Origin of the sequence: Streptomyces sp. TG1A-8 (assembly GCF_030499535.1) — a bacterium.
Classification (GTDB): Bacteria; Actinomycetota; Actinomycetes; order Streptomycetales; family Streptomycetaceae; genus Streptomyces.
The window spans coordinates 5,858,495-5,872,064 of sequence record NZ_JASTLB010000001.1 but is presented as its reverse complement, the minus strand read 5'-3'; the positions used below and the strand labels follow the sequence as shown (position 1 = coordinate 5,872,064).

At 74.9% G+C, this 13,570-nt stretch carries 13 protein-coding genes and 1 pseudogene; 6 read left to right on the top strand and 8 right to left on the bottom strand.

Going from position 1 to position 13,570, the window contains the following annotated elements; genetic code table 11:
• Positions 1–223: 223 nt before the first annotated feature.
• Positions 224–616, bottom strand: coding sequence for an ankyrin repeat domain-containing protein (locus QQY24_RS25935; RefSeq protein ID WP_301975130.1), 393 nt, complete (start codon positions 614–616; stop codon positions 224–226).
• Positions 617–880: 264 nt separating this feature from the next.
• Between QQY24_RS25935 and QQY24_RS25930 the strand changes: the two genes are divergently transcribed.
• Together QQY24_RS25930 and QQY24_RS25925 are read left to right on the top strand one after the other, a co-directional pair.
• A complete protein-coding gene (locus QQY24_RS25930; protein ID WP_301975129.1) occupies positions 881–1,075 on the top strand; it encodes a hypothetical protein in 195 nt (64 codons plus the stop codon).
• A gap of 40 nt (positions 1,076–1,115) precedes the next feature.
• The gene (locus QQY24_RS25925) at positions 1,116–2,729 is read left to right on the top strand and encodes a hypothetical protein (RefSeq protein WP_301975128.1); all 1,614 of its coding nucleotides are present in this window, start codon (positions 1,116–1,118) and stop codon (positions 2,727–2,729) included.
• Between the two features lie 184 nt (positions 2,730–2,913).
• Here the strand turns inward: QQY24_RS25925 and QQY24_RS25920 are convergent, their stop codons facing one another.
• A complete protein-coding gene (locus QQY24_RS25920; RefSeq protein ID WP_301975127.1) occupies positions 2,914–4,425 on the bottom strand; it encodes a PLP-dependent aminotransferase family protein in 1,512 nt (503 codons plus the stop codon).
• A 184-nt stretch (positions 4,426–4,609) separates the two neighbouring features.
• On the opposite strand from QQY24_RS25920, the gene QQY24_RS25915 reads away from it, so the two are divergent.
• The 3 genes and pseudogenes from QQY24_RS25915 to QQY24_RS25905 all read left to right on the top strand — a co-directional run bounded on the left by QQY24_RS25915 (position 4,610) and on the right by QQY24_RS25905 (position 6,760).
• Positions 4,610–5,383, top strand: coding sequence for a glycerophosphodiester phosphodiesterase (locus QQY24_RS25915; protein ID WP_301975126.1), 774 nt, complete (start codon positions 4,610–4,612; stop codon positions 5,381–5,383).
• Positions 5,374–6,003: pseudogene (locus QQY24_RS25910) on the top strand (MFS transporter); the annotation flags it as partial. The gene QQY24_RS25915 and the pseudogene QQY24_RS25910, both read left to right, overlap by 10 nt.
• 382 nt (positions 6,004–6,385) lie before the next feature.
• On the top strand, positions 6,386–6,760 hold the full coding sequence (locus QQY24_RS25905) for an RNA polymerase-binding protein RbpA (RefSeq protein WP_003977404.1): 375 nt from the start codon (positions 6,386–6,388) through the stop codon (positions 6,758–6,760).
• A 114-nt stretch (positions 6,761–6,874) separates the two neighbouring features.
• On the opposite strand, the gene fxsA is transcribed toward QQY24_RS25905, so the two are convergent.
• From fxsA to QQY24_RS25885, 4 genes are all read right to left on the bottom strand, one after another.
• On the bottom strand, positions 6,875–7,438 hold the full coding sequence (gene fxsA, locus QQY24_RS25900) for an FxsA family membrane protein (RefSeq protein WP_301975125.1): 564 nt from the start codon (positions 7,436–7,438) through the stop codon (positions 6,875–6,877).
• Positions 7,439–7,490: 52 nt separating this feature from the next.
• On the bottom strand, positions 7,491–8,330 hold the full coding sequence (locus tag QQY24_RS25895) for a polyprenol monophosphomannose synthase (protein WP_301975123.1): 840 nt from the start codon (positions 8,328–8,330) through the stop codon (positions 7,491–7,493).
• Between the two features lie 243 nt (positions 8,331–8,573).
• On the bottom strand, positions 8,574–10,178 hold the full coding sequence (locus QQY24_RS25890; RefSeq protein ID WP_301975122.1) for an amidohydrolase: 1,605 nt from the start codon (positions 10,176–10,178) through the stop codon (positions 8,574–8,576).
• A gap of 51 nt (positions 10,179–10,229) precedes the next feature.
• Positions 10,230–10,670, bottom strand: coding sequence for an Lrp/AsnC family transcriptional regulator (locus tag QQY24_RS25885; RefSeq protein ID WP_158919232.1), 441 nt, complete (start codon positions 10,668–10,670; stop codon positions 10,230–10,232).
• A gap of 306 nt (positions 10,671–10,976) precedes the next feature.
• Between QQY24_RS25885 and QQY24_RS25880 the strand changes: the two genes are divergently transcribed.
• Complete coding sequence (locus QQY24_RS25880; protein WP_301975121.1) at positions 10,977–11,420, top strand: hypothetical protein; 444 nt, start codon at positions 10,977–10,979, stop codon at positions 11,418–11,420.
• A gap of 434 nt (positions 11,421–11,854) precedes the next feature.
• Here QQY24_RS25880 and QQY24_RS25875 read toward each other — a convergent pair whose 3' ends face one another.
• Both QQY24_RS25875 and QQY24_RS25870 read right to left on the bottom strand, forming a co-directional pair.
• Entirely contained in the window at positions 11,855–13,027 is a 1,173-nt protein-coding gene (locus QQY24_RS25875) for an acyl-CoA dehydrogenase family protein (protein ID WP_301975120.1), read from the bottom strand.
• 305 nt (positions 13,028–13,332) lie between these two features.
• Positions 13,333–13,473, bottom strand: coding sequence for an SCO1431 family membrane protein (locus QQY24_RS25870; RefSeq protein WP_301975119.1), 141 nt, complete (start codon positions 13,471–13,473; stop codon positions 13,333–13,335).
• Between the last annotated feature and the right edge of the window lie 97 nt (positions 13,474–13,570).

Below are 13,570 nucleotides of genomic sequence, written 5' to 3'. Positions count from 1 at the left end.
CCCGCCGTCTCCTGCTTGCCGTAGACCATTTCTCTCTGCCTCTCGTCGGTGGCCCAGGCGGGCCGCGTCACGGCCCGCGCGGTGCGGCAACACCTGCCCAGCCATCGCGTCCGTGAATCACGACGTCATGATGACCCGCGGCGTGTGCTGCCGCGACCGTATTTCCGGCGGCCCCGTACCGCCTCCCCCGTTTTCCGCGCCGTGCCCGGTCAGGGCGTCCGGATCAGTGTGCGCCGAACAGTTCCAGCAGGTCCGCCCTGTCGAACACGCGTGCCGTGTCGACGGCCGAGGGGGTACCGGCAGCGGGATCGGCGCCGGCCTCCACGAGGACCCTGACGACCTCCGTCTCCCCCTTGAAGACGGCTCCCGCGAGCGGGGTCTGGCCCCGGTCGTTGACCTGGTCCGCCGCCGCGCCGCGGACGAGCAGCGCGCGCACCGCGTCGGCGTGGCCGTGGTAGGCCGCGAGCATGACCAGGGAGTCGCCGCGGTCATTGGTGAGGCCGGCCGGGACGCCCGCGTCGACGTACGCCACGAGTGCTTCCGTCCGCCCCTGCCGGGCCAGGTCGAAGATCCTGGTCGCCAGCTCCACGACCTCGGGGTCGGGGGCTTCAGTCATCGGCCGGACCGCCTTCCGCTGCAACCGTTCAGGTGAATCGCAAGGGTACTGGCTCGCGCCGCACGCGCCCCGGAGTGCCCGAGGTAAAGATCACCACAGCTCCGCGGGACGCAAGCGCGCTGCTCAACCGGCCCAGGGGCGGCTCCGCCACCCGGGTGAAAAGTACCGTATTTCACCCAGTTGCACCTTTAATCGTATGGACACATGCTGTGATTATGGAAGTACGCATGGTGACTGTCCCCTCTCGACACCAGGAGACCTCAAATGATTCTCTCCATGTCAGGCGTCGTCCTGCTCGGCATCATCGTCTTCCTCTTCTTCCGCAAGGACGGGCTCAAGGGTTCGCACGCCTGCATCTCGGCCCTGTTCGGGTTCTACCTGGCGAGCACGGCCATCGCACCGAGCATCAAGGCCGGGGGCGAGAGCCTCGCGAGCCTCCTCGGCGGCATCAGGTTCTGACCGCCCGCCCCACGTCCGCACGCACCGACAGGAGACAGCAGTGGCCCGGCGCCCCCTCCCCCGCATCCTGAGCAAAGACAGCGCGCGGACCGCCCGGACGCAGATCGCCCGGAGCCGGGAGCTGGCCCGGACGGCGGCCGACGGCGCCACCGACGTCCTCCACCCGTTGATCACCGTCACGCGCGGGCTGCGCCGGCTGGCCTCGGCCGGCCGGCGCAGGTGGGCGCGGACCCCCGGGGACAGACGCGGCCCGCTGCTGTTCCTGGGAGCCTGCGCGGCCGTCACCGTGGCACTGGTGCCGTACGGGCCGCTGCTCGCCGCCGCCACCCTGATGGCGGCGGCGGCCTGGCAGGGCCGCGACCGCGCTCCGCGGGGGCCGGAGGGACCCGACGCCTCCCAGGCCGAACGGCTCCAGGCCCTGTACGAGGCCCTGGTGCCGTACTTCTCCTCCCCCGAGGACCCGGCCCCCCTGTACGCGCACGGCGGGGAGTGGGCGCAGGCCTTCGCGGAGCACGGGTTCGACGACGCCGGTCGCATCGGCCACCTCGTGATCCGCTACCCCGCCCACTTCCCGGACGGCGAGCCCGGGGCCCGGGCCCGGATCGAGCTGCTGCTCGCCGCGAAGGCCGGGCGGGACCGGGAGTACCACTTCGCGTGGGACGAGGAGTGCAACCGGCTCGCGGTGACCGTCCTCACGCCGCTGCCCACCGACATCGCCGCCCAGCACTTCGTCACCGCCCCCGGCGAGACGGTCCTCGGCTTCACCCATCCCACCGAGGTCCAGCGCACGCTCCCCCTCACCTACGGGGAGGAGCAGTACGACGTCCCGCCGGTCGTCTGGCGCACCGGCACCCGCTCGACCGAGCCGCACCTGCTGGCCCTGGGCCACCCCGGCGGCGGCACCTCGACCCTGCTGCGCTCGATCGCCCTGCAGGCCCTGCACCACGGCGACGTGCTGATCGTCGACGGCGGCGGCACCGGTGAGTACGCCTGCCTGGTGGGCCGGGACGGCGTACTGGCCGTGGAGTGCGCGCCGACCGGCGCGCTGGCCAGCCTCCAGTGGGCCGCGCACGAGACCGAGCGGCGGCTCGTCGCCGTCAACCGGGCCCGGCAGGCGGGCAACCCGCCGCCCGAGGACACCCGGCGCCCGCTGTGGATCCTCCTGGACCGTCCGGCCGTCCTGACCCACCTCGCGGAGGCGGACGGCCGCGAGGACCCGCAGACGCTGCTCCGGGTGCCGCTGCGGCACGGCCGCGCGGCGAACGTGACCGTGGTCGTGGCCGAGCAACTGGACGGCGCGGACGGTCTGGACGAAGCGGTCCGGCAGCACACGCGCGCGCGGGTCGTGCTCGGACCCGCGGCGCCGGAGGAGGTGCGGGCGGTGCTGGGGGCGGCACCGCCCACGACCGCGCCGGCCCGGGTGCCCGCGGGACGCGGCTACGCGCGGCTGGGGTCGGGACCGGTGCACCGGCTCCAGGTGCCGTGCACCCCGGACCCGTACGACGACGCCACGAGCGAGACCCACCGGCAGGCGGTGCTGGGGCTGCTGCCGCCGCGGACGACTCCCGCCGACGCCGGCCCGGCGGCGGCCGGGGCGGAACCGCCCGGGTCCGGCTCCCCGGCCAAGGAGCCGGTCCACGCCGAGACGGCCTAGGGGTCCGTCGTGTGGATCGGGCCGGAGCCCGCGAGCCCGGCACGATCCGCACGACGGACCCTGGACGGACCGCCCCGCCCGCGTCCGTGCGGCGAACGGCGCGGCGGCAAGGGCTCGGGGACCGCGCGACCGGTCCCCGCCCGCGGCCGGAGGACGAACCGCGGCCGCTCCCGCCCCGTTCCCCCTACGCCACGAACGTCCGCGGCGACTCGGCGGACCCTGCGGTCCCCCCGCTCTCCACCAGCCGCGCCGCCGCGGCCAGCCGCGCCGCCGCCTCGTCCGCCACCGCTCCCCCGACCGTGAACGGCAGCCGGAGGTACCCCTCGAAGGCGCCGTCGACGCCGAAGCGCGGGCCCGACGGGACGCGGACGCCGACCCGCTCACCCGCTTCGGCCAGGCGCGAGCCCGACAGGCCGCCCGCGCGGACCCACAGCGTCAGGCCGCCCCCGGGCACCTCGAACTCCCAGTCGGGCAGTTCGCGGCGCACCGCGGCCACCAGGTCGTCCCGGTTCTCGCGGGCCTGGCTCCGCCGCAGTCCGACGGCCTGCGCCCAGCCCCCGGTGCTGAACAGCCAGTTCACCGCCAACTGCTCCAGGACGGGCGTGCCGAGGTCGGCGTAGGCGCGTGCGGCGACCAGGCTGCGGATCACGTCCGGGGCCGCGCGCACCCAGCCGATGCGCATGCCCGCCCAGAACGCCTTGCTGGCCGAGCCGACCGTGATGACCGTCGAGCCGGCCGGGTCGAAGCCGCAGACCGGGCGCGGCATCCCCGCGGCCGCGACGTCCTCGTCGAACCACAGCTCGCTCATCGTCTCGTCGGCGACGAGGACGGTGCCGGCCGAGCGGGCCGCGTCGACCAGGCGGCGCCGCTGGTCCTCGTCCGCGAGCGCGCCGGTCGGGTTGTGGAAGTCGGCGACGACGTAGGCGATGCGGGGCGCGGCATCGCGCAGCACCTGGCGCCAGCGGTCCAGGTCCCAGCCGGACAGCCCCTCGGCCATCGCCACCGGGACCAGGCGGGCGCCCGCCTCGCGCATCAGCTGGAGGATGTTGGCGTAGGACGGCGACTCGACGGCGACCCGCTCGCCGCGGCCGGCGAAGAGGTGGCAGATCGCGTCGATGGCGCCCATCGCGCCGGTGGTCACCATGATCTGCTCGGGCATGGTGGGGATCCCGCGCGCGGTGTACCGCTCGGCGATCATCGCGCGCAGGGCGGGCAGTCCGGCCGGGTAGTCGCCGTGCGTGTGGGCGTACGGCGGCAATTCCTCCAGGGCACCCTGCACGGCGCGGGTGAGCCACGGCTCGGGCGCGGGCAGGGCGGCGCAGCCCAGGTCGATCATCGAGCCGAGGGCCTCGGGGGGCAACGGCTCCAGGCCGCGGGCGGGCAGCGGGTTGCCCGCCGGTACGGCGGTCCAGCTGCCGGCTCCCCGCCGGGACTCCAGGAAGCCCTCGGCACGCAGCGCCTCGTAGGCGGCGGCGACCGTGGTGCGGCTGACGGACAGCGACAGGGCCAGTTCGCGTTCGGCGGGCAGCCGGGCGGCCACGGGGACGCGGCCTTCGAGGACGAGCAGCCGGATGCCGTCGGCGAGGGCGCGGTAGGCGGGCGGGCGGCGCGTGCCGGGGCCGGCCGGACGGTCCTGCTGGGAGTTCAGCAGCCGGGACAGCTGCGCGGAGCCCACCGCCGAGGTCCAATGTGCCATGACGATCGGTCCACCTTCCCCTGATCGGCCGTGAACGGCGTCCCATCCCCTGCCACAGGGTGACACGGGCCGGGCCGGCACCGCCCTTCGGGGGTGCGCCGCGTCCGCCGCGGGCCGTCCCGGCGGCGCCGGGCGGCAGCGCGGTCGCTGCCGCCCGGCCACCGGACCGGGCGATACTGCGTCCGTGAGGACCACGCAGCCGCCGCGCCACCCGTACCTGGACCACCCGGCCCCGATCCCCTTCGCCCACCGGGGCGGAGCCGCCGACGGGCTGGAGAACACCGCGGCGCAGTTCCGGCGCGCGGTGGAGCTGGGCTACCGGTACATGGAGACCGACGTCCACGCGACGGCGGACGGCCGGCTCGTCGCCTTCCACGACGCGACCCTGGACCGGGTCACCGACGGGGCCGGACGCATCGCCGACCTGCCGTGGGCGCAGGTGCGGCACGCGCGCGTGGGCGGCCGCGAACCGGTGCCGCTCTTCGAGGAGCTGCTGGAGGCCTTCCCCGGCGTCCGCTGGAACGTGGACCTCAAGGCGGAGCCGGCCCTGCGGCCCCTGCTGGAGCTGGTCGAGCGCACGGACGCCTGGGACCGGGTGTGCGTGGGCTCCTTCTCCGAGGCGCGGGTGCTGCGCGCCCAGCGGCTGGCCGGGCCGCGCCTGGCGACGTCCTTCGGCACCCGCGGGGTGCTCGGCCTGCGGCTGCGCTCGTGGGGGCTGCCGGCGGCGGTGCGCCGGTCCGCCGTGGCGGCGCAGGTGCCCGAGGCCCGGTCGGGCGTCCCGGTGGTCGACCACCGCTTCGTCCGCGCCGCCCACGCGCGCGGGCTGCAGGTGCACGTGTGGACGGTCAACGAACCGGAGCGGATGCACCGGCTCCTGGACCTGGGCGTCGATGGCATCATGACCGATCACATCGGCGCGTTGCGCGAGGTCATGGAGGACCGCGGCGTCTGGGTCTGAGCGCCCGGGCGCCCGGACCGCGTCTCCCGCACGGCACCTCGGCGGGGAAGCGGGGGCACGGGTGGACATCGGGACCGGGCGGCGGGACCGCCGGGCGGCGCGGCTGGTACTTCTACGACTGGGCGTGCCCGGTCTACTCGACGAGCCTCCTGACCGTGTTCCCCGGTCCGTACCTGACCTCGGTCGCCGAGGGCGCGGCGGGTGCCGGCGGGTACGTGCACCCGCTGGGCGTACCGGTGCGGGCGGGCTCCTTCTTCGCCTACTCCGTGTCCCTGTCGGTGGTCGTGGCGGTCGTGCTGATGCCCCTGGTGGGCGGCGCGGCCGACCGTTCGGGCCGCAGGAGGCCGCTGCTCGCGGCCGCCGCCTACACGGGGGCCGCCAGGGCGGCCGGCATGTTCTTCCTGGACGGCGACCGCTACCCGCTCGGCGGGCTGCTGCTCGTGGCGGCCAACGCGGCGCAGCCGGTGGGGATGGTGCTCCACAACTCCTACCTGCCGCGGATCGCCCCGCCCGAGGAGCGCGACGCGGTGTCCTCCCGGGGCTGGGCGTTCGGCTACGCGGCGGGCTCGCTGGTCCTGACCGCCGACCTGGTGCTGTACTCCGCCCACGACTCCTTCGGCCGGTCCGCGATCATCTCGCTGGCGGTCTTCTTCGTCGTCGGCTTCGGACTGCTCGCACGTGTCCCGATCCGGCATGACATCGGCGTGGCGGGAAACCCGGTTCCGAAAAGGATCTAGCGCTGATTTAGCGCTCGACACGAAAGGGCGGTAGTGTACGCGTTTGGCCTGCCAGGCGTACCGTTACTGCGCGTCAAAGATGTCGGAACACTGGGTCACATCTGCTGGCAGATGTGACAAAACGGGCGCCTGTGGGTAGAACAAGGGCGGCTACGACGGCGACGCATGACCCGGAACGGGAATCTTTACCGCCGACCGGACGTTGACCGGATGACGACGACAGCGACACCTGTCCTGTGGGCGACAAGCCCGGGAGGCACGATTCATGAGTGAGCGAGCTCTTCGCGGTACGCGCCTCGTGGTGACCAGCTACGAGACGGACCGCGGCATCGACCTGGCTCCGCGCCAGGCCGTGGAGTACGCATGCGAGAAGGGGCACCGTTTCGAGATGCCCTTCTCGGTCGAGGCGGAGATCCCGCCGGAGTGGGAGTGCAAGGTCTGCGGGGCCCAGGCACTCCTGGTGGACGGCGACGGCCCTGAGGAGAAGAAGGCCAAGCCCGCGCGTACCCATTGGGACATGCTGATGGAGCGGCGCACCCGTGAGGAACTCGAAGAGGTCCTCGAGGAGCGCCTGGCGGTTCTGCGCTCGGGGGCGATGAACATCGCCGTTCATCCCCGGGACAGCCGCAAGTCGGCCTAGTCCCTGCGGAGCCGGGCCGGATGCACGGCACGGACACGAAACCGCGGGCGCCGCACGTGAGACGTACGGCGCCCGCGGTTTCGTGTCCGGCCGCGTTCCGTGCGGCCGCGCGGCTCAGCGCGCCAGGGGCGGCCGCCGTCCGGTCGGTGCGTCCCCCGGCCGGTCCCGCTCCTCACGGATGACCTCGCCCTGCACCACCTTGCCGCCGGGCCGGTGGACGCGGGCCCGCTGGAAGGCGTCGCCCAGGGTGCCGGGGGCGGCCCGGCGGAGCCGCTCGCCCAGGGCGCGCTCGGTGCGGCGGCCGACGGCCCTCTGGACCGGCGGGAGCAGCAGGAGCAGGCCGGCCGCGTCGGAGACCGGGCCGGGGATCATCAGCAGCAGGCCGCCGAGCATCGTCAGGCCGTTGCCGCCGCCCCCGGAGGGGGAACCGCCGCGCTGCAGTGCCTCGCTCAGGTTCCGGAAGGCGCGCCGGCCGGCCCGCTTGATGACCACGGCACCGGCGACGAGACCCGCGGCCAGCAGCAGGAGCACGGCCGGACCGCCCGCCGCGTCCGCGACCACGGTCAGCAACCAGGCCTCCAGCACCAGCCACACGGCGATCCCCAGCGGCAGGTACCCGCGCGGCCGGGAGCGCCGGGGCCGGTCGGCGTGCGTGGAGGTCGGAGCGCCAGTCGTCATGCCTCCAGTGTGCCCGGGAGCGGCTCAGCGCCGGATAAGGACCCGGTCCCGGTCAGTCGGCGCTGCGGATGCCGGGGTGCGGCCGGTCCGCTCCGTCCCGGGCCTGCTGGTCCTTGCCCGTGAGCTTGCCGACGCGGTCGCCGACGCCCCAGGCGGTGACCCGCCACAGCGCCTCGACCAGGATGTCGCGGCTCATCTTGGAGTCGCCCAGTTCCCGCTCGACGAAGGTGATGGGGACCTCGACCACGTGGTAACCGGCCTTGACCGCACGGCGGGCCAGGTCGACCTGGAAGCAGTAGCCCTGCGAGGCGACCTCCCCCAGGCCCAGGCCCTCCAGGGTCTCGCGGCGGAAGGCGCGGTAGCCGCCGGTGATGTCGCGCAGCGGCAGGTCGAGGGCGAGACGGGAGTAGAGGCTGCCGCCGCGGGAGATGAACTCGCGGGACCTGGGCCAGTTCACCACCCGGCCGCCGGGCATCCAGCGGGAGCCCAGCACCAGGTCGGCGCCCTTGAGGGCGGTGAGCAGCCGGGGCAGTTCCTCGGGCTGGTGGGAGCCGTCGGCGTCCATCTCGACCAGCACGCCGTAGCCGTGCTCCAGGCCCCAGCGGAAGCCCGCGAGGTAGGCGGCGCCCAGGCCTTCCTTGCCCTTGCGGTGCAGCACCTGGACGTGGTCGTCGGTGGCGGCCAGCTCGTCGGCGAGCTTGCCCGTGCCGTCGGGGCTGTTGTCGTCCGCCACCAGGACGTGCGCCTCGGGGACGGCCTTGCGTACCCGGCCGACGATGCTCTTGATGTTCTCCGCCTCGTTGTAGGTCGGAATGATCACCAAGGCCGTGCCGAGCGGACCGAACTGCCTCCCCTGGGCCTTGGCCGCGAGGGTCCCGTCGCCGTCGTTCACTGCTGCCCCTTCATGTCGTACACAGGCGTCCACCATAGTGGCCGCGGCCTGCGGTGACGTGACGGCGCGGGCCCGCCGTGGTGTCGATTCGGCACGAGTGGGGCGAGAACGCGCCGTTCGGCACCCGCGGCCCGCACGGCCGGACCCCCGCGGGCCGCGGCGGACGGGGGCCCGGCACCCTTCGGGCCGGCCGGGAGCCGTTGTCCGCCGGGAGCCGTTGTCCGCCCGGCCCGCCCCCGCGGGTCACTCGCCCGGCCGTGCGAACACCGTCCGTCCGCCGACCACGGTGCGCAGGCAGACCGGCAGGTCACGGCCCGGCGTGAGGTCGGGCAGGCCGGGAGTGCCGGAGCGCGGGTCGGTCGACCAGCGGGCGACCCGGTCGTCGGGGGCCTGGACGACCAGTTCGTCGGTGCGCCACACGGCGTAGTCGGCGGGCGCGCCGGGCACCAGGACGCCCGCGTCGTCGCGGCCGACGGCCCGCCAGCCGCCGCGGGTGTGCGCGGTGAAGGCGGCACGGACCGACACGCGGTGCTCGGGCGTGCGGTGGAAGGCGGCGGCCCGGACCGTGCCCCACGGGTCGAGGGGGGTGACGGGGCTGTCGGAGCCGAACGCCAGGGGCACGCCGGCCCGCAGCAGCGCGGCGAAGGGGTTCAGGCCGCGGGCCCGCTCCGCGCCCAGCCGCTGGGCGTACATGCCGTCCGCGCCGCCCCACAGCGCGTCGAAGGCGGGCTGGACGGAGGCGATCAGGCCCAGTTCGGCGAACGCGGCGACGGTCTCCGGGGTGAGCATCTCGGCGTGTTCCACCCGGTGGCGGGCGGCCCGGATCCGGGCGAGGCCGGCCTTCTCCGCGGCGGCGCGCACGCCTTCCACGACGGCGCTCACGGCGGCGTCACCGATGGCGTGGAAGCCCGCCTGGAGGCCGGCCTCGGTGCAGGCGACGACGTGGGCGGCGACGGCGACGGCGTCCAGGTAGGCGGTGCCGGTGTGGCCGGCGTCGGCGTACGGCAGGTGCAGGCAGGCGGTGTGCGAGCCGAGGGCGCCGTCCACGAAGAGGTCACCGGCGGCGCCCAGGGCGCCCAGCTCCCGCGCCCGGTCGACGCTCTGCTCGGCCCAGTAGCCGACCACACGGGGACCGGGCAGCCCGGCGGCCAGCGCCAGCAGGCCGGTGAAGTCGTCCTCGGAGGAGATCTGCGGGCCGCCGCACTCGTGGACGGTGCCGATGCCGAGGGAGGCGGCGTGGGCGAGGGCGGTGCGCTGGGCCTCGGCACGCTGGGCGGGGGTGACGGCGGCGAACGCCGCCTCCCGCGCACGGTGGTGGTCGTCACCGGTGAGCGGCGCGTCCGCGCGGGCCGGCTGCCCGGGCACCAGGTCGAGCAGGGCGGTGGTGACGACCGCCGAGTGGACGTCGATGCGGGACAGGTACAGCGGGCGTCCGCCGGTGGCCGCGTCGAGTTCCGGGCGCGTCGGGGGGCGTCCGCCGGGCCAGCGGGCGGCGTCCCAGCCGTGGCCCAGCAGGACGCGGTCGTCCGGGCGGGCGGCGGCGAAGTCGCGGACGAGGGCCAGGGCCGCCTCCAGGGAGGGGGCGCCGGACAGGTCGAGGCCGCTCAGGGCGAGGCCGGTGGCGGTGGTGTGCACGTGGGCGTCGGTGAAGGCCGGGGTGACCAGGGCGCCGTCGAGGTCGATCACCTCGTCCACCCCGTCGGCGAAGGCGTCGGCGGCGCCCTCGGAGCCGACCCAGGCGACCTGGCCGCGCTCCACCACCATCGCCGTGGCGAAGGGGTCGGCGGGACTGTGGACCTCGCCGCGGCGCAGCAGGACGGTCTGGGGGGCGGCGGACTGCTCACTCATGCCGACAGTCTCTCGCGCCGGCGGGGTGGACCGGGCACCGGGGCGGACCGGTCAGATCTTCGGGGGGCGCGCCTCGTACGGGGTCGACAGCACGACCGTGGTGCGGGTGGAGACCCCGGCCAGGGAGCGCAGCCGGGCGAGCAGTTCCTCCAGCTCGTGCGGGGTGGCCACGCGCACCTTGAGGATGTAGTTCTCGTCGCCGGCGACGCTGTGGCAGGCCTCGATCTCGGGGACGTCGGCGAGGCGGTCGGCGATGTCGTCGGGGGCGCTGGGGTCGAACGGCTTCACCGAGATGAACGCGGTCAGCGGCAGTCCCACGGCCTCGGGGTCGACGACCGCGGCGTACCCGCGGATGACGCCACGCTGTTCGAGCCGGCGCACCCGCTGGTGCACGGCCGACGTGGACAGGCCCGTGGCCTTGCCCAGGTCTGTGTAGCTCATCCGCCCGTCCTTGACGAGCAGCTGCACGATTTGACGGTCCAGCTCCTCCATGGCGCCAGAACCTACCGTGTGCCCGATCCCCTCGGATACCTCGGCAGCGCAGGTCATACCCGGTTCGTGATGTGTCCGGGAGCGGACGGGACGCCGCCCGGGGGTTCGCAGGGGGACGCGGGGGGCGACGGCCGGGAGGGGCAAAGGGCCGCGTACCGGACACCCGGCCATCTGGTGTGACGAACACCACAGTCACTGGGCGTGCTCCCGTGATGTCCCCGTGATTACCGCCGGGACCGGACGGGAAGTGCTTGCTGTGGTCGAGGCCGCAGCGCCTTCACGGCCCAGCCTTAGGGGGAGAATCCCATGCAGAGTGTCAAGCGCCCTGGTCGTTCCGTGTCCAAGAGGCAGCAGCCGGTCGTCGAGCCCGAGCCGGAGGGCGTCGAACCGGACGACTTCGACGCCGAGGACCTGAACGCCTACGACACCTACGACACCTTCGAGATGTACCGGGTGATCTGCCCGGACTGCGCGCAGCCCATCGCGCTGCTGGCGGACGAGGAGGTCCTGCCGGAGCACGCGCTGTGCGCCTCGCCGTGGAACCCGTTCGGGCTCACGGTCTGTGCGGGCACGGGCCGTGCGGCGGCCGACGCCCGCCCCGCGGACGAGTCCGCCGCCCCCCAGGAACAGGACACCGCCCTGCTCCTGACGCTCCCCCAGGGCCTGGACTGGCGGACACAGCCCTTCTCGCACGTCGGCGGCCCGGGCTCGCGCCCGATGCGCATGCCGGACCTGCGCCGGGCCGCCTGAGTCCCTTCCGGACCGGCCGGACCCGATCCCCCGTGCCTCCCCGCACCACGGCGCGTACACCGCCGTGGTGCGGTTCCGGTGCGTCCCGACCGGGGCGGACGGCGGACCGAGCAGGCCGCGGACGCCGCCGGCCGGGACACGCCGGACGTCCGCGCACCCACACGGGAGTCCCGCTGGACTCACGCGCGATTGCGCCGGGTGGTGACCTGTCCGGTCGGCGGCCCGTTGGCCGGGCATGACTCCCATGCCACCGGCCGCCGGGGGCCGGCGCCTCACCTTCGTCACCCGCCCCGCGGGATCGGCCGCGCCGCCGCAGGACCCGCCCATCTACCGCCAGCTCGTACGGGTGTGGGCCGACCGGGGCCGCACCCTGCCGGGCCGCCACGACCCGGAACGGGCCGGGCCGGCGGCCCCGCCGGCCCTCCGGGAGCGGTTCAGCGGCCCTCCGGCCCCGCCACGTGACGGGCTATGACCATCCGCTGGATCTGGTTCGTGCCCTCGACGATCTGCAGCACCTTGGCCTCGCGCATGTAGCGCTCGGCCGGGAAGTCGGCGGTGTAGCCGTAGCCGCCGAGAATCTGCACGGCGTCCGTGGTGACCCTCATGGCCGCGTCGGTGCAGTGCAGCTTGGCCATGGCGGCCTGCTTGGCGAACGGCCTGCCCGCGTCGCGCAGCCGCGCCGCCGCCAGGTAGAGCGCCCGGCCGGCCTCGATCTGGGTCGCCATGTCGGCGATCATGAAGCGCAGGCCCTGGAAGTCGGCGACGGGCCGGCCGAACTGCCGGCGCCGGGTGGCGTAGGCGACCGCCTCGTCCAGTGCCGCCTGGGCCACGCCGATCGCGCAGGCCGCGATGCCGAGCCGCCCGGAGTCCAGGGCCGACAGGGCGATGGCGAAGCCCTGGCCCTCCTCGCCGATGCGCCGGCCGTCGGGGACCCGGACGCCGTCGAAGTGCACCTGGGCGGTCGGGCTGCCCTTCAGGCCCATCTTCCTCTCCGGCGCCGCGCCGCTGAGGCCCTCGGCGTCGCCGGGCACGAGGAAGGCGGTGATGCCGCGCGGCCCGTCCTCGCCGGTGCGGGCCATCACGGTGTAGAAGTCGGCGACGCCGCCGTGCGTGGTCCAGGCCTTGGTCCCGGTGATGACCCAGTCGTCGCCGTCGCGGACGGCCTTGGTGCGCAGGGAGGCCGCGTCCGAGCCGGAGGAGGGCTCGGACAGGCAGTAGGCCCCCAGCAGGCCGCCGCCGAGCACGGCGGGCAGGTGCTCGACCTGCTGCTCCTTGGTGCCGTGGGCGGCGAGCGCGTAGGAGGCGAGCGTGTGCACGCTGACGCCCAGGCCGACGGTGAGGCGGGCCGCGGCCAGCTCCTCCAGGACCTGGAGGTAGACCTCGTAGGGCTGGTCGCCGCCGCCGTGCTCGGAGTCGTACGGCAGGCCCAGCAGGCCGGACCGTGAGAGCAGGGTGAACACCTCGCGCGGGAAGCGCCCGGCGTCCTCCTCCTCGGCCGCCTTCGGCGCGATCTCGCGCTGTGCGATGTCCCGGACGAGTGCGAGGAGGTCCCTCGCCTCTTCCGTGGGCAGCTGACGCTCCACCGGCTGCGGGTCGCGGTCGGACATGGCGTCGGTCTCCTCCCTGGTCGGGCACCGGCGGCAGGCCCGTGGGTGGGGGCGGTTCCGCCTGGTCCTTGCGGTCGGCCGAGGCGCCCGCTCCCGGGTCTCGGGAGCTGCTGACCAGCCGCTGTGCGGTGAGTATGCCCGATCGGCGACCTCCCGTCACCAGTTAACGACCGCTCACTCGAAGAATCCGGCCGGGGCGCCGCACGCCGGCGTCACGGGGCGCGGCGGGGCCGGGCGGGAGGGGTGCGGTGCGACGGCCGCGCGCGGGCGGCAGACCGGCGCCGCCCGGTGGGGAGGGCGCCGGGTCAGAGCAGGCCGAGCTGGGTCACGAACATCGCGATCACCACGACGAGCAGCCAGCCCGTGACGTGTTCGAGGATCCGGGGGCCCTCTTCCTGGGGGCCGCCGGTGCGGACGCGGGTGGCGGTGGCCGGGTGTGCGGTCATGGTTCTTCTCGCAGAGGTAGGACGTACGGAGCGGGCCCCCCACCCATTTGTCCACCTTGCCACCCGCGACGGCGTGTGCGGCCGAGACGTTGCTCAC

Excerpts from the sequence above, each read along its gene's own strand:
- QQY24_RS25935 (WP_301975130.1), bottom strand. The coding sequence starts at position 616 with ATGACTGAAGCCCCCGACCCCGAGGTCGTGGAGCTGGCGACCAGGATC.
- QQY24_RS25930 (WP_301975129.1), top strand. The coding sequence starts at position 881 with ATGATTCTCTCCATGTCAGGCGTCGTCCTGCTCGGCATCATCGTCTTC.
- QQY24_RS25920 (WP_301975127.1), bottom strand. The coding sequence starts at position 4,425 with ATGGCACATTGGACCTCGGCGGTGGGCTCCGCGCAGCTGTCCCGGCTG.
- QQY24_RS25905 (WP_003977404.1), top strand. The coding sequence starts at position 6,386 with ATGAGTGAGCGAGCTCTTCGCGGTACGCGCCTCGTGGTGACCAGCTAC.
- fxsA (WP_301975125.1), bottom strand. The coding sequence starts at position 7,438 with ATGACGACTGGCGCTCCGACCTCCACGCACGCCGACCGGCCCCGGCGC.
- QQY24_RS25890 (WP_301975122.1), bottom strand. The coding sequence starts at position 10,178 with ATGAGTGAGCAGTCCGCCGCCCCCCAGACCGTCCTGCTGCGCCGCGGC.
- QQY24_RS25885 (WP_158919232.1), bottom strand. The coding sequence starts at position 10,670 with ATGGAGGAGCTGGACCGTCAAATCGTGCAGCTGCTCGTCAAGGACGGG.
- QQY24_RS25880 (WP_301975121.1), top strand. The coding sequence starts at position 10,977 with ATGCAGAGTGTCAAGCGCCCTGGTCGTTCCGTGTCCAAGAGGCAGCAG.
- QQY24_RS25875 (WP_301975120.1), bottom strand. The coding sequence starts at position 13,027 with ATGTCCGACCGCGACCCGCAGCCGGTGGAGCGTCAGCTGCCCACGGAA.
- QQY24_RS25870 (WP_301975119.1), bottom strand. The coding sequence starts at position 13,473 with ATGACCGCACACCCGGCCACCGCCACCCGCGTCCGCACCGGCGGCCCC.